Annotated in this window: 16 protein-coding genes; 6 read left to right on the top strand and 10 right to left on the bottom strand. The window is 70.6% G+C overall.

Annotated elements, in window-relative coordinates; genetic code table 11:
• Positions 1-177 precede the first annotated feature (177 nt).
• Positions 178-513 carry an L-rhamnose mutarotase gene (locus V5O40_RS15045; RefSeq protein ID WP_269741311.1) on the bottom strand — a complete coding sequence of 112 codons (336 nt, stop codon included), beginning with the start codon at positions 511-513 and terminating at the stop codon, positions 178-180.
• Positions 514-683: 170 nt separating this feature from the next.
• Between V5O40_RS15045 and V5O40_RS15040 the strand changes: the two genes are divergently transcribed.
• Positions 684-1379 (top strand): FadR/GntR family transcriptional regulator, encoded by a 696-nt coding sequence (locus V5O40_RS15040; RefSeq protein WP_332906008.1) that lies wholly within the window; start codon positions 684-686, stop codon positions 1377-1379.
• Between the two features lie 71 nt (positions 1380-1450).
• Here V5O40_RS15040 and V5O40_RS15035 read toward each other — a convergent pair whose 3' ends face one another.
• From V5O40_RS15035 to V5O40_RS15020, 4 genes are all read right to left on the bottom strand, one after another.
• Positions 1451-2776: an enolase C-terminal domain-like protein gene (locus V5O40_RS15035; RefSeq protein WP_332906007.1), complete on the bottom strand. Its 1326-nt coding sequence runs from the start codon at positions 2774-2776 to the stop codon at positions 1451-1453.
• A gap of 72 nt (positions 2777-2848) precedes the next feature.
• Complete coding sequence (locus V5O40_RS15030; RefSeq protein WP_332906006.1) at positions 2849-3889, bottom strand: ABC transporter permease; 1041 nt, start codon at positions 3887-3889, stop codon at positions 2849-2851.
• Positions 3882-5423 carry a sugar ABC transporter ATP-binding protein gene (locus V5O40_RS15025; protein WP_332906005.1) on the bottom strand — a complete coding sequence of 514 codons (1542 nt, stop codon included), beginning with the start codon at positions 5421-5423 and terminating at the stop codon, positions 3882-3884. The genes V5O40_RS15030 and V5O40_RS15025 overlap by 8 nt, the downstream gene beginning before the upstream one ends.
• A complete protein-coding gene (locus V5O40_RS15020; RefSeq protein WP_332906004.1) occupies positions 5420-6487 on the bottom strand; it encodes a sugar ABC transporter substrate-binding protein in 1068 nt (355 codons plus the stop codon). The genes V5O40_RS15025 and V5O40_RS15020 overlap by 4 nt, the downstream gene beginning before the upstream one ends.
• Positions 6488-7215: 728 nt before the next feature.
• Between V5O40_RS15020 and V5O40_RS15015 the strand changes: the two genes are divergently transcribed.
• Positions 7216-7677: a VOC family protein gene (locus V5O40_RS15015; protein WP_332906003.1), complete on the top strand. Its 462-nt coding sequence runs from the start codon at positions 7216-7218 to the stop codon at positions 7675-7677.
• Positions 7678-7701: 24 nt separating this feature from the next.
• On the opposite strand, the gene V5O40_RS15010 is transcribed toward V5O40_RS15015, so the two are convergent.
• From V5O40_RS15010 to V5O40_RS14990, 5 genes are all read right to left on the bottom strand, one after another.
• Entirely contained in the window at positions 7702-8502 is an 801-nt protein-coding gene (locus V5O40_RS15010) for an inositol monophosphatase family protein (protein ID WP_332906002.1), read from the bottom strand.
• A gap of 74 nt (positions 8503-8576) precedes the next feature.
• Positions 8577-9728, bottom strand: a complete 1152-nt coding sequence (locus tag V5O40_RS15005; protein WP_332906001.1) for a serine hydrolase domain-containing protein — start codon at positions 9726-9728, stop codon at positions 8577-8579.
• A gap of 4 nt (positions 9729-9732) precedes the next feature.
• The gene (locus V5O40_RS15000) at positions 9733-10560 is read right to left on the bottom strand and encodes a carbohydrate ABC transporter permease (RefSeq protein ID WP_164447122.1); all 828 of its coding nucleotides are present in this window, start codon (positions 10558-10560) and stop codon (positions 9733-9735) included.
• Entirely contained in the window at positions 10560-11528 is a 969-nt protein-coding gene (locus V5O40_RS14995; RefSeq protein WP_332906000.1) for a carbohydrate ABC transporter permease, read from the bottom strand. The genes V5O40_RS15000 and V5O40_RS14995 overlap by 1 nt, the downstream gene beginning before the upstream one ends.
• Positions 11525-12886: an ABC transporter substrate-binding protein gene (locus V5O40_RS14990; protein WP_332905999.1), complete on the bottom strand. Its 1362-nt coding sequence runs from the start codon at positions 12884-12886 to the stop codon at positions 11525-11527. The genes V5O40_RS14995 and V5O40_RS14990 overlap by 4 nt, the downstream gene beginning before the upstream one ends.
• Positions 12887-13264: 378 nt before the next feature.
• Here V5O40_RS14990 and V5O40_RS14985 point away from each other — a divergent pair, with 378 nt between their 5' ends.
• The 4 genes from V5O40_RS14985 to V5O40_RS14970 all read left to right on the top strand — a co-directional run bounded on the left by V5O40_RS14985 (position 13265) and on the right by V5O40_RS14970 (position 17502).
• Positions 13265-14290, top strand: coding sequence for a LacI family DNA-binding transcriptional regulator (locus V5O40_RS14985; RefSeq protein WP_332905998.1), 1026 nt, complete (start codon positions 13265-13267; stop codon positions 14288-14290).
• 75 nt (positions 14291-14365) lie between these two features.
• Positions 14366-15313: a glycoside hydrolase family protein gene (locus V5O40_RS14980; RefSeq protein WP_332905997.1), complete on the top strand. Its 948-nt coding sequence runs from the start codon at positions 14366-14368 to the stop codon at positions 15311-15313.
• Between the two features lie 120 nt (positions 15314-15433).
• On the top strand, positions 15434-16129 hold the full coding sequence (locus V5O40_RS14975) for a response regulator transcription factor (protein ID WP_332905996.1): 696 nt from the start codon (positions 15434-15436) through the stop codon (positions 16127-16129).
• Positions 16126-17502, top strand: coding sequence for a sensor histidine kinase (locus V5O40_RS14970; RefSeq protein ID WP_332905995.1), 1377 nt, complete (start codon positions 16126-16128; stop codon positions 17500-17502). The genes V5O40_RS14975 and V5O40_RS14970 overlap by 4 nt, the downstream gene beginning before the upstream one ends.
• Positions 17503-17552 lie beyond the last annotated feature (50 nt).

Below are 17552 nucleotides of genomic sequence, written 5' to 3'. Positions count from 1 at the left end.
CGGTCGTGCCGGGCCACCCATCGGGCGAGCGACTCGCTCCACGATATTCATCAGATGTGTGCACCCGCCCTGATGGGTCGGCGTCAACGTCGACCCGGTTCGGCGCGCTCGGCGACAGCCCGGCGGGGACGGGCGGCCGGACACCGGTCAGCGGCGCGGCGGTTCCGGCGGGTCAGCTCAGGGCGCCTCCTCGGTCAGGTGCCAGATCTCCCGCATCGGGGCCCACCAGTGCCCCGAGCCGGGCTCGGCGAGAGACTCCTGGCACGGATCGGTCAGCTTCCACCACGCCTGCGTCTGCGGGTCGTCGGCCATGCGACGCTGGTCGGCGTCGTGATCGTCGCCGACGTACTCGTAGTAACCGAACAACAGGTCGCCGTGGAGGAAGATGGTGAAGTTGCGGATGTTCCCGTCGCGCAGCGTCTGCTCGACACCGGGCCAGACCGCGGCGTGCAGCCGCAGGTAGGTCTCCCGGTGCTCCGGCCTGAGCCGGATCACCATGCCGTAACGTCGCACGTCGCACCCTTTCGGTGGGGTCGGTTGGCCCTGGTCCCGGCAGCCGCACGGCGAGTGCGCAGCGTCGCCGACAAACGTCCGATGTCTCTATAGTGGTCGGGGTCGCCGATGCCGGTCCTGGGCACCGGCGTCAGGCCGGCGCCCGGTCGACCGGTCCGAAGGGGGCGTGGATGGCACTGACCGACGACGCGATCGCGAAGATCCGGAGCATGATCCAGAGCGGTGAGCTGCCTCCGGGGGCACGGCTGCCACCGGAACCGCAACTGGCCGCGCAGATGGGGCTCTCGCGCAGTGGGGTCCGGGAAGCGGTCAAGGTGCTCGAATCGGCTCGGGTGCTCGACGTGCGGCGCGGCGACGGCACGTACGTGACGAGTCTCGCCCCCCGGCTGCTGCTCGAAGGGCTCGGCGTCGCGGTGGAGTTGCTGCGCGACGACACGCTCCTGGAGGTCATGGAGGTACGCCGGATGCTGGAGCCGATGGCGACCGGCCTGGCGGCGCTGCGGATGACCGACACCGACCTCGACGAGCTGGGCCGGATCCTGCAGGACATGCGCGCGGCGGCCGACGACGCCGAGAAGTTGATCCAGTTCGACGCCGCTTTCCACCACACCGTCATCGCCACCACCGGCAACGAGACCCTCACGTCGCTGCTGGACGGGCTCTCCGGTCGTACGCTGCGGGCCCGGGTGTGGCGCGGGTTGATCGAGGGCAACGCGGCACACCAGACCATCGAGGAGCATCACACCATCTACCTCGCGCTGCGTGCGCGTGACCAGTTGCTGGCACAGGCCAGCGCCCTGTTGCACGTCAACACCTCCGAGGCGTGGCTGCGTACCGTGCTCGGCGCGAAGCCGTCGGACGGGTAGCGGCCCGATCGACCGAGCCGAGCCAGACATCAGATGAACCGCCTTGCCGTGGTCCCGGACCGCATGGGTGGTCATGATGTCGGCGCTCCCGCCAGGACCTCGGCGTCGGCCCACGCCGGGCCGTCGGGGTAGCGGTAGCGCGCCAACGAGTCCGGCAGGATCCGTGCGCTCATGCCGGGTGCGTCGGGCGCGAGGTAGCGTCCGCCGCTGACGCGTACCGGATCGGCGAAGTGCTCGTGCAGGTGGTCGACGTACTCGATGGCCCGGCCCTCGGTGCTGCCGCTGAGCGCGACGAAGTCGAACAGGGCCAGGTGCTGCACCAGCTCGCACAGCCCCACTCCCCCGGCGTGCGGGCAGACCGGCACCCCGAACTTCGCGGCGAGCAGCAGGACCGCCAGGTTCTCGTTCACGCCGGCGACCCGGCAGGCGTCGATCTGCACCACGTCGACGGCATCGGCCTGGAGCAGCTGCTTGAACATGACCGCGTTGTGCACGTGCTCGCCGGTGGCCACCTTGACCGGGGCGAGCGCCTTGCGCACGGCGCCGTGCCCGAGCACGTCGTCCGGCGAGGTCGGCTCCTCGATCCAGTACGGGTCGAACTCGGCCAGCTCCCGCATCCAGCGGATCGCCTCGGGCACTCCCCAGATCTGGTTCGCGTCCACCGCGATCTGGATGTCCGGCCCGACGACGCGTCGGGCGATGCCCATCCGGCGTACGTCGTCGGTCAGGTTCCCGCCCACCTTGAGCTTGATCAGCCGGTAGCCGTCCTCGACGGCCTCCCGGCAGAGCCGGGCCAGCTTCTCGTCGTCGTAGCCCAGCCAGCCGGGGGTGGTGGTGTAGGCGGGGTAGCCCTCGGCCCGCAGTAGCCGCTCGCGCTCGGCCCGCCCGCCCTCGGCGGTACGCAGCAGCGCCACCGCCTCGTCCTCGGTGAGGGCGTCACGCAGGTAGCGGAAGTCGACCTGGGCGACCAACTGCTCCGGGGTGAGGTCGGCGAGCAGCTTCCACAACGGTTTCTCCGCCCGCCGGGCCGCGAGGTCCCACACCGCGTTGACCAGACCACCGGCGGCCATGTGCACGACCCCCTTCTCGGGCCCGAGCCAGCGGATCTGGCTGTCGCCGACGAGCCGGCGGGCCAGTGAGCCCGGGTCGGCGACCACCTCGTCGACGCGCTGGCCGACCACCATCGGGGCGAGGGCCCGCACCGCCGCGACCTGAAGGTCGGTGCCCCGGCCCACGGTGAAGACCAGGCCGTGCCCCTCGGCGCCGGCCGAGGTCCGCAACACCACGTACGCGGCGGAGTAGTCGGGGAACGGGTTCATCGCGTCCGACCCGTCCCGATGCCGGGACGTGGGGAACCGTACGTCGATGGTCTCTACGGACGAGATGCGCTCACTCACCGGTAACTCCTGAGGGATCGAGCGGGTGGGCGTGGTTGCCTGCCTCGCGGTGGGCCCGACGAACAGGCCGCCTCACGTCTGTGCCTTGCCTCCGGTGATGCGGGACACCACCAGGGCCACCAGGATGACGGTGCCGTTGAGGAAGTTCGTCCACTGTGCGGGCACCCCGGCCAGGGTCAGCACGTTAATGATCATGAAGAGCAGCAGGACGCCGGTGAAGGCGCCGAAGACGCTGCCCTTGCCGCCGTTGAGGCTGACGCCGCCGATCACCGCCGCCGCGAAGACCTGGAAGATGGCGCCGCTGCCCTGGGCCGACGGCACCGCCGCGAGCCGGCCACTGATCAGTAGCCCGGCCAGCGCCGCCAGCACACTTGCCACGATGAGCGTCAGCCAGAGCACCCGGTCGGTCCGGATGCCCGCCGCCCGGGCCGCGTCGGCGTTGCCGCCGATCGCGTACAACGCCCGGCCCGCCCGGGTGTAGCCGAGAACGACGATCCCGGCGGCGAACAGCAGCAGCGACAGCCAGATCGAGGCCGGTACGCCGACCCAGCTGGCGGAGCCGAGATAGGTCATCGACTCGGGCAGCATGAAGAACGTCTGGCCACCGGAGATACCGGTGAGCAGGCCGCGTAGGACGATCAGCATGCCCAGCGTGACGACGAAGCCGTTGAGGCCGAAGCGGACGATGAGCAGCCCGTTGAAGGCACCGACGAGGGCGCCGACGAGCAGCACGACCGGAACCGCCCAGGCGTCCGGTAGCACGTCGAGACCGAGTCCCCGGGTCAACGCGGGATCCACCACCAGCCAGGCGGCGATGCCCGGGGCAAGGCCGAAGGTGGACTCCAGCGACAGGTCCATCTTGCCGGTGATCAGCACGATGGTCTGGGCGAGGACCACGATGGCGATCTCCGACATGCTCTGCAGCACGTTGATGATGTTGTCGGTGCTGAGGAAGACCGGGCTGACGATGGACCCGACGATCGCGACGGCGATGATCGCCGGCACCAGCGCCAGGTCCCGTAGCCGGGCGATGGCCAGGCTCCGCGACGCGGCAGGCCGGGGCGGTGGCGGCGTGGCGGCCGGCCGCGCGGTGGTGGAGAGCGTCTCAGACATGGTGAAGATCCACCCCTTCCATGGCGGCTACCAGCTCGTTGTCGCTCCAGCCGTGGGACATCTCGCGGACGACCCGGCCCTGGAACATCACCAGTACGCGATCACAGATCCGCAGGTCGTCGAGTTCGTCGGAGACGACGAGCACGCCGGTGCCGCGGCGGCGTACCTCCTCGACGACTCCCAGCAGGGTCTGCTTGGAACGCACGTCCACCCCGGCGGTCGGGGTGATCAGGACCAGCAGCTTCGGATCGCTGGCCAGCGCCCGGCCCATCACCACCTTCTGCTGGTTGCCCCCGGACAGCTCGGAGACCGGCACCTGCGGCCCGGCGGCCTTGATCGCCAGGTCGGCGATGGTGTCCCGGGCCAGGGCGTCACGCCGGCCCGGCGAGATGAGACCCCGCCGACCGATCCGGTCCGGCACGGTCATGGTGACGTTCTCGGCGATGGACAGCAGCGGCACCAGTCCTTCGCGGTGCCGGTCCTGCGGTACCAGCCCGACGCCCGCGTCGAGGGCGTCGGGCACACTGCCGGGACGCAGCGCCCGACCGTCGACGACCACCGTCCCGCCCGCCGGCCGGGCCAACCCGACGATCGCCTCGGCGACCTCGACCTTGCCGCTGCCGCCGCCACCGGCGATTCCGACCACCTCGCCGGCCCGTGCCTCGACGGACAGCTCGGAGCCGGAGGCGGTGACCAGATCGCGCACGGACAGCAGCACCGGAGCGTCGGAGGGCAGCGGCCGGTGCTCGGCCTCCGGCATGGTCACGTCCTCACCCGTCATCGCGGCGACCAGCGCCGGGCGGTTCAGCTGCGCCACCGGGGCGGTGAGGATGTGCCGGGCGTCGCGGAACACCGTCACCTGGTCGCAGATCTCGTAGATCTCCTGAAGGTGGTGGCTGATGAACAGGAAGGTCACCCCCTGCTCCCGCAACTGCCGGATCCGGGTGAACAGCCGGTTGATGCCGGCGCCGTCGAGCTGGGCGGTCGGCTCGTCGAGGATGATGAACCGGGCGCCGAAGGACAGCGCCCGGGCGATCTCGACGAACTGCCGCTGCTCGACGGAGAGCGTCGACGCGGGCTGACGTACGTCGACCTCCACCGACCACTCCGCCAGCAACTGCTCCGCCGCACGGCGCAGCCGCGACCAGCGGATCAACCCGGCGCGGCCACGGGCGTGCCGGTTGAGGAAGAGGTTCTCCGCCACGGTGAGGCTGCCGATGATCGTGGACTTCTGGTAGACGCAGGCGACCCGGCTGCGCCAGGCGTCCCGGTCACCGAGCGGCGGGGCCGGACGTCCGTCGAAGGCCACCGCGCCGTCGTCGGCGGCCTGCAACCCGGTGAGAATGCTGACCAGTGTGGACTTGCCGGCGCCGTTGCGCCCGACCAGGGCGTGCGTCTCGCCACGGCGGACCACGATGCCGGCGTCGGCCAGCGCGACCGTCGACCCGAACCGTTTGATGATCTGCACGGCCTCCACGACGGGCTGGTCGGCATCGCCCAGCCCGTCGGCCGGCCCACTCGGGGTGGCGCTCATGCGTTGTTGCCCCACAGGGACGGGTCGTCGAACTTCAGGGTGGGCTCACCGGCGATCGGCGCACCGTCAAGCGTCACCAGCGGCGCCGGCAACTGGTCCTCCAGCAGGCCGTCGCGTACCTGGATGATGGTGCTGCCGTGCTCGGTCGGGCCGGGCTGGAACGTCTCGCCCTCGATCGCCGCCTGCACGTACTCCAGGCCGTACCTGGCGTAGAGGTCGGCCGGCTGGCTGACGGTGGCGTCGATCAGCCCTTCGCCGATGTTCTTCAGCTCCTCGGGGATGCCGTCGTTGGAGACCACGAAGACGTGCTTCGGGTCGCTCGGCGGCACCTGGAGACCCCGCTGCTTGAGGATCTGGAGGGTGCCGGAGAGGGCGAACGAGGACTGCATGTAGATGCCCTTGATGTCCGGGTCCGACGCGAACCGGGTCTGCAGCTTCGACGCCGCCACGTCGGCCTTCCAGTCGGTGGCCTCGCCGAACACGGTGATGTCGGGGAACTGCTGCTGCATGCACTCGTTGAACGCCTCGGTGCGGTCCCGGCCGTTGATCGAGTCCAGGCCGCCCTGGAGCATGACGACCTTGCCCTTGCCGCCGAGTTTGGTGCCGAGGAACTGGCAGGCCTTGATGCCGTAGGCGCGGTTGTCGGCACGGACGACCATGAACACCTTGCCGGTGTCCGGCCGGGTGTCGATGGTGACCACCGGGATCTTCTTGCTGTCCAGCTGGGACAGCGTCGGCGCGATGGCCGCGGTGTCCTGCGGCGCCATCACCACACCCTTGACGCCCTGGCTGATGAAGGCCTGGGTGTTCGAGATCAGGTTGGCGATGTCGTTCTGCGAGTTGGTGGTCTTGATCTCGACATCCAGTTCGTCGGCGAACTGCGGGACGTACTTGATGTAGGAGTTCCAGAAGTCCGTGTCGGAGCGGGGGTAGTCGACCCCGACGACCTGTGAGCCGCCCGATCCGGTGCCGTCGGCCGCGCCGTCACCGCACCCGGCGGCGAAGGTGACCGACGCGCCGAGCAGCAGCGTCAGCCCCATGCTCGTCAGTGCCCTGCTTCTCATGGTCGTTCCTCCATATCCGGGACGTCACGCCAAGGGCGACGCGGTGACCCGGTCGGGCCGCGACGGGGCACTCGTCGGACGTGATGTGCGAAGGGGGTCATGTGGGGGCAGTGGTCCACCGCGGATTCGTACTGCCGTCCCTGCTCCACCGATCGGCCACGAGGCCCGGCCCGACCCGCGCCGACAACGGCCGCCAGCGTGCGACGAAGGACCGGGTACGGGACATGGCGATCCCTCCAAGACACGGGTGGCGGGTGGTGGAGTTCACGTGACTCAGACATCAGACGTTAGGGCTTCCAGACATGTGACGTCAACGCCCGAGATCGCGCAAATACCCGCGTGACGATCAACCTCGCCGCCACAGACATCAGATTTATTGCGCCAACGAACGGCACTCCCAGCCCGCCGAGAGCCCGGCGGCTCGTCGGCGCGGAAACCCGCCGTCCCGGTGACCCGCGGGTGGCCGGCGACCCGGCGCGCGACAGCCGAGTGGTTCGCGGCCGCCGATGTTGGCGATCACATCAGCGCGACCATGGCCGTCACTCCGGGTGCGGAGGCGCTCGCTGCGAACGCTAACATCGATAACACTGAGATTGCTAGCTTGTTGCGGCCGCCATCGGGAGGAACCGGGCCGTCAGCGTCACCGCCCGCCACCACGGTCGCGCCTCGGAATGTCGGCCCCGCCTGGCACATTGGTCGCCTGGACGCGAACCGATTGGAGCCGCCCGATGAGCCGCCAGATCCAGGTCACCTTCGACGCCCACGACCCGACGGCGCTGTCCACGTTCTGGCGGGACGCCCTGGGCTACGTGCATCCCGGTCCGCCCGGGGTCGACCTCCCCGACGGTGCCGACCCGCTGGCCGCGTGGGACGACTTCCTCGCCCGGATCGGCGTACCGCCGGAGCAGCGCAACACCAGGTCGGCCATCGAGGACCCGGAGGGGCTCGGTCCGCGGTTGTTCTTCCAGCAGGTGCCGGAGGACAAGGTCGTCAAGAACCGGGTGCACCTCGACGTACGGGCCGCGCCCGGGCTCACCGGCGCGGAACGGATGGCAGCGTTGCAGGCCGAGTCCGATCGGCTGGTCGCGTTGGGCGCCAAGCAGCTGCGCCGGGTCGAGCCCGCGCCGCCGCTCGAGGCCGGCTTCATCGTGCTGACCGACCCCGAGGGCAACGAGTTCTGCCTCGACTGACTCGGCGGAACGACGCTACCGGCCCTACGCCGGCTCTCGCTGCCGCGCGACGAGCGCCAGCAGGCCGGCGTGCGTATCCGCGTCGGCTGCCACGACGAGCCCGCCCAGGCCGCTGCGCCAGGGCTGACCGTCGATGCCGGTCACCACGCAGCCGGCCGCCTCGCAGAGCGCGATGCCGGCCGCGAAGTGCACGTTGTCGCGCAGTCGGCCGTCCGTGACGTACGCGGCGCGCCGACCGGCCGCGACCCAGGTCAACGCCAACGTGGTCGACACGACCCGTGGCCGAAACCGCTCGACGAAGCCCTCGTCCGCCAGCAGCCGGGCCGCCCGGAACACCCGCCCGTTCGGAAAGGGCGGGTCGAGGTTGACGTCCACCAGCCCGGATGCCGCCGACGGCGTGAGGTGCTGGTCGACACCGCCGCACCGCACCCGGGCGGCGGTGCCGTCGGTCCAGAAGACCTCCTGAGCGAACGGGTCCACTGCGGCCGCCGCCGTGACCTCCGCGTCGACCCGCAGGGCCACGTTCACCGAGACCAGCGTGGTGTGTACGGCGAAGTTCAGCGTCCCGCAGAGGGGATCGACGAACCAGATCCGCCCGCTACCGTCCGACCCGCTGCGTCCGCTCTCCTCGGCCAGCACGGCGTCGTCGGGTCGCGCGGACCGCAGCACGCCGAGGATCGCCTGCTCCGCCTCGATGTCGGCGGTGGTGGCGAAGTCCCAACCCGACTTCGCGAACTGGGCCAGCGCCGTGCCGTGGTGCGAGCGCACCACCTCGGCACCGGCCTGCGCGGCCCGGATCGCGAGTTCAGCGTCTGCGTGCGACATCCGCCCACCGTACGTCGATCCCGGTCGCGGGTGTGCCCCGGCTCCGGCGAGCGGGTTCCGGGCCACCGCGTCGGTCAGCTGCCTCCCAGGCAGTCCCGGACCGCCGCGGAGAGCAGGTTGGCCCGCTCGTCGTCGAAGCCGCCCATCTGGTTGACCACGTAGCCGAAGCCGACCTGGTGGGCGTCGTCGCCGAAGGCCAGGTGCCCGCCGGCGCCGTCGTGGCCGAAGCTGCGTACGCCGAGCATCGGGCGGGGCTCCGAGTGCACCAGGAACCCGGTGCCCCAGCGGTGTCCCGCGTCGGGCAGCCCGTAGACCTGCTGACCACTGACCCGGACCGTGACCGCGTCGTCGACGGACGCGGGGCTGAGCAGCCGCGCGCCGCCGACCTCGGAGACGCAGGCGGCGTAGAGCCGGGCCAGGCTCTCGGCCGTGCTCACCGCGCCCGCACCGGGGATCTGCGCGGCCTGTATGGCCGGATCGTTGAAGCTGACCAGGCCGTTCTCGTCGGCGGGGAAGGCAAAGGCACCGCCCATGGTGATGCCACGCTCGGCGACCGGGTCACCGGCCGGCACGGGCTCGCCGATCGGTGCCAGCATCCAGGCGACGGCGTCCCGTTCGGCGGCCGGCAGCCCGATCCAGGTACGCAGACCGAGCGGCTCACCGAGGACCCGGGAGAAGTAGGCGCCGGGCATCTCGCCGGTGATCCGCCGGATCACCTCGCCGATCAGCCAGCCGTAGGTGATCGCGTGGTAGCTGTGTGCGGTGCCCGGCTTCCACAGTGGAGTCTGCGCCTCGATCGCCCTGATCACCGGCTCCCAGGCCAGCACCTCCTCGCGGGTGAAGGGCTTGTCCAGCGCCGGCAGGCCGGACTGGTGGGTGAGCAGCCACCGGACCGGGATCTCCGCCTTGCCGTGCTGGCCGAACTCCGACCAGTAGCGGGTGACCGGCGCGTCGAGGTCCAGCCGCCCCTCCTGCACCAGCAGGTACGCGCAGATCGCCATGATCCCCTTGGTGCAGGAGAAGACGACGGCGGGTGTGCCCGCGTTCCACCGGCGTCCCGACCGGGCGTCGGCCAGCCCACCGTGCAGGTCGACGACCTTGCGGCCCCGCAGGTAGACGGCGACCGCGGCGCCCACCTCCTGCCGGTGGGTGAAGTTGTCCCGAAACACGTCGGCGACCCGGCCGAAGCCGTCGTCGACGTCACCGTGGATCTGGGTGTCGCTCAACCCGCTATCCCTTCACGGAGCCCTGGAGCAGGGCCTTGATGAACTGTCGCTGGAAGATCAGGAACACGATGAGGGTAGGCGTGAGGATGAGCAACGAGCCAGCGCACAACAGCACCAGATCGGTTCCCCACTGCCCCTGGAAGGCACCGAGAGCGCCGGCCATGGTCCGCTTCGTCGCATCGTCGACGAGCACGATGGCGAGCAGGAACTGGTTCCAGGTCCACAGGAACAACAGGATGGTCAGCGAGGCGATGGCCGGCCGGGCCAGTGGTACGTGCACCCGCCAGAACAGCTGCCAGGTGTTGCTGCCGTCCACCCGCGCCGCCTCGGACAGTTCCCGGGGCACGTTGATGAAGTGGGCACGCATCCAGAAGACCGCGAACGGCATGTAGAGACCGATCAACGGCAGGATGATCGCCCAGCGGGTGTTGAGCAGGCCGAGGTCCCGCATCTGGTAGTACAGCGGGGTGACCACCGCCTCGAAGGGCAGGGTCAGGCCGAGCAGCAGCAGTCCGAAGGCGAGGTGACCGCCGGGCACCCGCAGGTGTCCGAGGCCGAAGCCGGCCATGGTCGCGATGAGCACGCCGACCGGTACCACCCCGGCCACGATCAGCGCGCTGGACTTCAGCAGCGCGCCCATGTTGGCGGCGGTGAAGGCGTCGGCGAAGTTGCCCCACTGCGGGTCGCTGGGCCAGGCCAGGCCGGTGGGTACGGTGCCGCGTGGTTGCAGGGCCGCCGACAGCATGCTCAGGAACGGCAGCAGGGTGACCACGACCAGCGCGATCAGGAAGATGCGTCCGGTCAGCCGCTCGCTGCGGGTGGTCAGGTTCATCACTTCTCTCCCCTGGTCAGCCGCTGGATCGGCAGTACGCACACCAGCACCAGCGCCATCAGCACCACCGCGAGGGCCGAGGCGAGGCCGACCTGACGCTGGGAGAAGGCGAGCCGATAGATCTCCAGGCCCGGCACGGTGGTCTGGATTCCCGGGCCACCGCTGGTGGAGATGTAGACGATGTCGAAGCTGGCCAGCGCCGCGATGATGGTCACGGTCAGGCAGATGCCGATCTCCTGGCGCAGGCTGGGCAGGGTCACCGCGAAGAACTCCCGCACCGGGCCGGCGCCGTCGATGCGGGCGGCCTCGTAGAGCGAGGGATCGATCTTGCTCATTCCGGTGATCAGCAGGATCGTGCAGAGGCCGAGCATGACCCAGGTGCCGATGACGCCCACCGCCGGCAGCGCGGTGTCGAAGTCGCCGAGCCAGGCCCGGGTGACGCCGTCCAGCCCGACGGCCCGCAACGCCTGGTTGACCAGTCCGTTGGTGGAGAGCACCCAGCTCCAGGCGATGCCGGCCGCGACGAGCGGGATCACCTGGGGCAGGAACAGCACGGTGCGGACCATGGTGCCGGCCGGGCCGGTGGTGATCCGCCGGACCAGGCTGGCCACCAGCAGGCCGAGCAGGACCGGGATGAAGCTGAAGAAGATGATCAGAATGAACGCGTTCGAGATGATCTTCAACAGGTCCCGGTCGGTGAAGACCGTGAGGTAGTTGTCCAGCCCCGCCCAGCGGGCCGCGCCGATGCCGTTCCAGTCGTACAGCGAGTACTGCATGGTCAGCACGAGCGGACGCAGCACGAAGACGCCGTACATGATCAGGGCGGGCAGGACCCAGAGCCACCCGGACCACCGGACCGTGCGGCCCCACCGCTTCCGGTGGGGCCGCGCGGGTGACCGGGTGTCCCCCCGGCCGGGTCGGGACGCGGTGTCCGACCCGGCCGGGGCGCTGCCGAGGGCAGACGTCATCGGGACAGTTCCTTCTCGTACTCGGCCTGGACCGCCTTGACGTACCCCTCCGGGGTCTGCTGGCCGGCGATCAGCTTCTGCATCTCGGGGGTGATGGCGGCGGCGAAGATGCCGCCGGTGGCGTTCGCGGTGAAGTCGACCGCGCCGTTGTCCGCGCCGAGCTGCTGGGACGCCTTGAGCGTCTCGGCGAGCACGGTGCCCTCCGACACCGGCGGCAGGGCGAGGTCGGCCGGGCCGCCCGGGTGCGAGCCGCCGACGTTGACCGAGATCTCCCGGGCCTTGTCGTTGGTGTGCACCCAGTTGAGGAAGAAGGCCGCGGCGTCGGGGTTCTTGGCCTTGGCGCCGACGCCGAACGTGTTCGGCGCGGACATCGCGACCCGCTTGGCGTCGGCGGTCTCACCCGGGAACAGGAAGAAGCCGACCTCGCCGGCCATGTTCTTGTCCAGGTTGCCCGACTCCCAGTCGCCGTTGAACATGAACAGGCCGTTGCCCTTCTGGAACTCGCCCATCATGGCCGTGTAGTCGATGGCGTTGGCGTCCTTCGGGAAGTAGCCGGCCTCGGCCCACTTCTGGATGGTCTGGGTGGCCTTGAGCGCCGCCGGCGTGTCGAAGGTCGCGCCCGGCTTCTGGAAGATCCAGTCGGCGATGGCGGTCGGGTCGCCGTACTGGTTCTGCAGTGCCTGGTGCGGGAAGTTGATGCCGGCGGTGTTCTTGTTGAACTGCATGATCGGCAGCAGGTTGGCCGCCTTCGCCTTGGCCAGCAGTTCCTCGAACTCGGCGATGGTGGCCGGCGGCTGGGTCATGCCGACCTGCTCGGCCTGCTTCTTGTTGTAGAAGACGCCGGTCACGCTGTAGCCCAGGCCCATGCCGTACAGCGAGCCGCTGCCGCGCACCGCGCCGCCGTCGGACAGGCGCAGCTGGACCAGCTGGGAGGCGGGGAACTTGTCCCAGCCGTACGCGTCGAAGTACGGGTCCAGGTTCTTCAGCAGCCCGTCCTTGACCAGGTCGACCATGGTGGGCAGGCGGATGATGTCGGGCGCGTTGTCCGAGGCGAGCACCCGGGGCGCGTTCTCCGTGATGACGGTGAACTGGTCCTCGCGGACGTTGAACGTGACGTTCGGATGCTGCTTGGTGAACTCGTCGGCGAGGGCCTTGGCCAGCGGGAAGCCGGTCTCGGCGTACATTTCCAGGGTGATCGGGTCGGTACCCAGCTCGGTGCTCACCGGTGCGTCGGAGTCCCCCGTGGGGGTCTCCTCGGAACCCGGTGCGCTACAGGCGCTGATGGCCAGGCTGGCGCCCAGTAGCGGCACCAGCAGTGCCAACCGGCGTCGGGTGAACCTTGTCGAGAACTCCGGCACCTCATGCTCCTTGACTCAATCCGCGCGCCGGACCGGTCGACGGCCGTCCGTGGCGCCCGCCACAAGCCCGGCCCACCGGCCACCACGTGTCGCAACGTCGCGTGCCTGACCCGGCTCGCGGCCCGCGGTACCCAATATGACGTCGGAAGACGCGAAGGCGTCCACCGCAGAGGTGAAACCACGTCGCTAAACTGATTTAGCAGAGCATGCGCGCGTCGCCGGGGAGTGTCAAGGACGAGTTCGCAACGGTCTGGAAACAGATGGTTCACCAGCCGCCCGGTCAGGCTGACCACACCGCCGGTGACCACGTGAACGACTCGACCCATCATGATGGGACGACGGCGGCGTCGGGACGGACCGCCGTGATCGGAGGACGCAATGGGTCGGGAGAGAGCGACACTGGCCGACGTGGCGCGACGGGCCGGCCTGTCCAAGACCGCCGCGTCGATGGTGCTGAACGGTCGCGAGGGCACCCGGCTCTCCGCCGAGGCACACCAGCGGGTCTTCGCGGCCGCCGAGGAACTCGGCTACCGACCCAACGTGGCCGCCCGCAGCCTGCGGACCCGCAAGACCGCCACCATCGCGTTCGTCTCCGACATCGTCGCCACCACCCGCTTCGCCGGTGGCCTCATCCGCGGCGCGCTGGACGCCGCCCGCGAGCGCGACCACGTCCTGCTGATCACCGAGACGCAGGGCGACGCGACGTTCGAGCGGTACGCCATCGAGGCCATCCTCGACCGCCAGGTCGACGGCGTGATCTACGCGGCCATGGCGACCCGCCGCCTGGCGGTGCCGCCGGCCATCCTCGGCGGCTCGGTGGTGCTGCTCAACGCGACGAGTCCGGAGTCGTTGCCCTGCGTGCTGCCCGATGACGAGGGAGCCGGCGCGATGGTCGCCGAGACGCTGCTCGCCAACGGTCACCGGGACCGGATCGCCCTGATCGGCCGGAACCGGCAGAAGGAGCGCGACCCGGAGATATCGCTGGCCGCCGACGCCCGGCTGCGCGGCATCCGGAACACGCTCGCCGCCGCCGGTGTCTCGCTGCTCGCCGAGGGCTTCTGCCCGGAGTGGCTGCCGGAACACGGCTACACCGCCATGCGTACGCTGCTGGACCGCCCGACCCGACCGAGCGCGGTGATCTGCATGAACGACCGGCTCGCCTTCGGCGCGTACCAGGCGCTCGGCGAGGCCGGCCTCACCATTCCCGGCGACCTCTCGGTGATCTCCTTCGACGACGACCCGATCGCCGCGTGGCTGCGGCCGGGGCTGTCCACCGCGGCCCTGCCGCACGAGCAGATGGGCCGCCGGGCGGTGGAGGTGCTGCTCGACGGTGTCGCCGGTGCCGCGTCGTTCGTCCCGATGCCGCTGCGCCGGCGGCGGTCCGTGGCCGCGCCCGCCGGCTGAGCCCAACCGTCCCCCCGCCGGCACGGGCCCTACCCGCGGTAGTCGCTAAACCGATTCACTGGTACGTTTCCGGCCATGCTTCGACTGCCCGACCACTGGGTGTGGGACAGCTGGTACGCCCAGGACGACGACGGCCGCTGGCACGCGTTCTTCCTGCGCGCCTCCCGGGCCCTGCTCGACCCGCACCGCCGTCACCGGCGCGCCTCGATCGGCCACGCGGTCTCCACCGACCTGCGCTCCTGGCAACTCGGCGCCGACGCCCTCGTCCCCGCCGACGCGCCCGCCTGGGACGACCTGGCGACCTGGACCGGCTGCACGGTGCGCGGCCCGGATCGGCGGTGGTACCTGTTCTACACCGGGGTCGGCCGGGCCGAGGACGGGTTGGTCCAGCGCATCGGTCTGGCCGTCTCCGACGACCTGGACACCTGGCACCGGCACGGCGACGCGCCGCTGCTCGAAGCCGATCCGACCTGGTACGAACTGCTCGACCGCGACATGTGGTACGAGCAGGCCTGGCGCGATCCGTGGGTCTTTCCGGACCCCGACGGCGACGGTTGGCACATGCTGATCACCGCCCGAGCCAACCACGGGCCGGGCGACGCGCGTGGCGTCGTCGGTCACGCGACCTCCCCCGACCTGGTCAACTGGACGGTCCGGCCGCCGTTGTCCACGCCGGCCGGCTTCGGTCACCTGGAGGTGCCGCAGGTCGCCGTCGTCGACGGACAGCCGCTGCTGCTGTTCTGCACAAACGCCTTCGCCCCCGGGCAGGAGTCCGGGTCGCGGCTCTGGGTCGCCACCGGGCCCACCGTGCGCGGGCCCTGGGACATCGCCGCCGCCCGGCCGGTCGCCCAACCGCACCTGTACGCGCCCCGCCTGGTCCCCGACGGCGACGGCTGGTCCCTCATCGGCTTCGTCGAGCACGCCGACGGCGAGTTCGTCGGGGAACTCAGCGATCCCGTTCCGGTCCGCTACGACCCCGCCGTCGGGCTGGTCGCCCGGCAGCCGGCACCCGCCGGTAGGTGAGCTGCCGGCGGGCCCCGCCGACCGGGCGGTCGCCGTACGCGCGCGTCCGGCTCGCATCGCCGGGCGATCCTCACCGCTTCTCATCGAATTCTCATCCGGGCATGCTCTGATGGCGGTGCGATGAGCGCTACCCGGGTCCTGGTCGTGGACGACGAGCCGAACATCGTCGACCTGGTCTCGACGGTGCTGCGCTTCCATGGCTTCGAGGTGGCCACCGCCGGCACCGTTGCCGAGGCGTTACGGCAGGCTGAGCAACGCCCGCCACAGCTCGTGGTGCTCGACGTGCTGCTGCCCGACGGTGACGGCTTCGCCGTGTGCCGACAGCTCCGGGCGAGCGGCCATCAGCTCGGCATCGTCTTCCTGACCGCGCGGGACGCGCCCCGCGACAAGATCTCCGGTCTCACGTTCGGGGGCGACGACTACGTCACCAAGCCGTTCTCGGTCGACGAACTGGTCGCCCGGGTGCGGGCGGTCCTTCGTCGGATCGGGCCCGCCACCGGCTCCGCGCCGGCCACCGGGACGCTCCGCTACGCCGACCTGGAACTGGACGAGGACGCCTGTCAGGTCCGCCGGGCCGGACATCCGCTGACGCTGTCCCCGACCGAGTTCAAGCTGCTGCGCTACCTGATGCTCAACCCGGGTCGGGTGCTGTCGCGCACCCAGATCCTCGAGGCGGTGTGGAGTTACGACTTCGGCGGCGCCTCCAACGTCGTGGACACCTACATCGGCTACCTGCGGCGCAAGCTCGACCCGTACGGGCCGCAGTTGATCGTCACGCAGCGCGGTTTCGGGTACGCGCTGCGGAGCGCCGAGTGAACCGGCTGCCGCTACGACGCAGCCTGCTCGTCGGCATGGTGCTGCTGACCACCGTCGCCCTGCTGACGGCGGGAGTCGTCAGCACGTTTGCCCTGCGCGCCTACCTGCTGGCCCGTACCGACGACCAGCTGTCCGCGGCGGCGGCCCTCGCCCGGCAGCGATTCGAGGTGCTCTCCGGCGTGCCCGGCGGTGCGTTCCACGCGGTCGTCACGCCGACCGACTACCTGGTGGAGATCCGGCAGCAGGACGGCACGCTGACCCGCCTCGGTTCCGCGCCACCTGCCGAGCCGCTGCTGGACCGGGCCCCTGCCCCGCCCCGGGACGGTCGGACGAGCCCGCCCACGACCCTCGCCGACGGGGCCTGGCGGGTGGTCACACTACGGGTGGGCAACGCGGCGGTACTCATCGCACTCCCCCTGACACCGGTCCGGGACACGGTCCGACGGCTCGTCCTGCTCCAGATGACCGGCGGTGCCGTCGTACTGATCCTCTTGGCCGGATTCGCGCGCGCGGTGCTGGTACGCGGCCTGCGACCGCTGGACCGGATCACCGAGACCGCGACGGCGATCGCCGCCGGTGACCTGGGTCGGCAGGTTCCCGTCGACCCGGAACGCGCCCGCCGCCCCCGGACTGAGGTGGACCGGCTGACTCTTGCCGTCAACGGCATGCTGAACGGGCTGCAGTCCGCCATGGCCGCCCGGATCCGCTCGGAACGGCAGGTCCGCGACTTCATGGCGGACGCCTCGCACGAGCTGCGCACCCCGCTGACCTCGATCCGGGGTTACCTGCACCTGCTGCGCCACGACATGGTGGGACCGGAGCGCCGGCCCGACGTGCTGCGGCGCAGCGACGAGGAGGCGACGCGGATGAGCCGCCTCCTCGACGACCTGCTCTACCTGGCGCGGTTGGAGGCGGAACCGCAACTGCGCCGGGACACCGTGGACCTGACGGTGGTGGCCCGGGAGTCGGTGGCCGATCTCCTCGCCGGACAACCCGACCGCCCGGTGGCGCTGCGGTGTCCGCCCCGGGCACCGGTCACCGGCGACGAGGACGCGTTGCGACAGGTGCTGGCGAACCTGCTGGCCAACGTCCGGGCGCACACCGCACCGACAGATCCGGTGACCGTGGCGGTGACACCCCTCGGTGACCATGTGGAGGTACGGGTCAGCGACAACGGGCCGGGCATCGACCCGGCGCTGGGCGAGCGGGCGTTCGACAGGTTCAGCCGGGCGGGGACGGGCTCCGGTTCGGGACTGGGTCTGGCGATCGTGACGGAGATCGTCGCCGCACACGACGGCACGGTCGGCCTCGGCCCGGCGAGCGGAAACGGCGGCACCGTCGTCTGGTTCCGGCTGCCGACCGCGGATTCTTGACCAACTCTCATCCTTCTCGGGTGGGGCTCCCAGCCGGGCCGGATGAGGTG

This window comes from Micromonospora palythoicola (genome assembly GCF_036689795.1).
GTDB lineage: Bacteria > Actinomycetota > Actinomycetes > Mycobacteriales > Micromonosporaceae > Micromonospora > Micromonospora palythoicola.
Note: the sequence above shows the minus strand (reverse complement) of the source record. Positions and strands in the feature narration are given on the sequence as shown.

Bases quoted from the DNA above. Each gene is read 5' to 3' on its own strand.
- V5O40_RS15010 (WP_332906002.1), bottom strand. From the start codon at position 8,502: ATGTCGCACGCAGACGCTGAACTCGCGATCCGGGCCGCGCAGGCCGGT.
- V5O40_RS14985 (WP_332905998.1), top strand. From the start codon at position 13,265: ATGGGTCGGGAGAGAGCGACACTGGCCGACGTGGCGCGACGGGCCGGC.
- V5O40_RS15025 (WP_332906005.1), bottom strand. From the start codon at position 5,423: ATGAGCGCCACCCCGAGTGGGCCGGCCGACGGGCTGGGCGATGCCGAC.
- V5O40_RS14995 (WP_332906000.1), bottom strand. From the start codon at position 11,528: ATGACGTCTGCCCTCGGCAGCGCCCCGGCCGGGTCGGACACCGCGTCC.
- V5O40_RS15030 (WP_332906006.1), bottom strand. From the start codon at position 3,889: ATGTCTGAGACGCTCTCCACCACCGCGCGGCCGGCCGCCACGCCGCCA.
- V5O40_RS15000 (WP_164447122.1), bottom strand. From the start codon at position 10,560: ATGAACCTGACCACCCGCAGCGAGCGGCTGACCGGACGCATCTTCCTG.
- V5O40_RS15015 (WP_332906003.1), top strand. From the start codon at position 7,216: ATGAGCCGCCAGATCCAGGTCACCTTCGACGCCCACGACCCGACGGCG.
- V5O40_RS14980 (WP_332905997.1), top strand. From the start codon at position 14,366: ATGCTTCGACTGCCCGACCACTGGGTGTGGGACAGCTGGTACGCCCAG.
- V5O40_RS15020 (WP_332906004.1), bottom strand. From the start codon at position 6,487: ATGAGAAGCAGGGCACTGACGAGCATGGGGCTGACGCTGCTGCTCGGC.
- V5O40_RS14975 (WP_332905996.1), top strand. From the start codon at position 15,434: ATGAGCGCTACCCGGGTCCTGGTCGTGGACGACGAGCCGAACATCGTC.
- V5O40_RS15040 (WP_332906008.1), top strand. From the start codon at position 684: ATGGCACTGACCGACGACGCGATCGCGAAGATCCGGAGCATGATCCAG.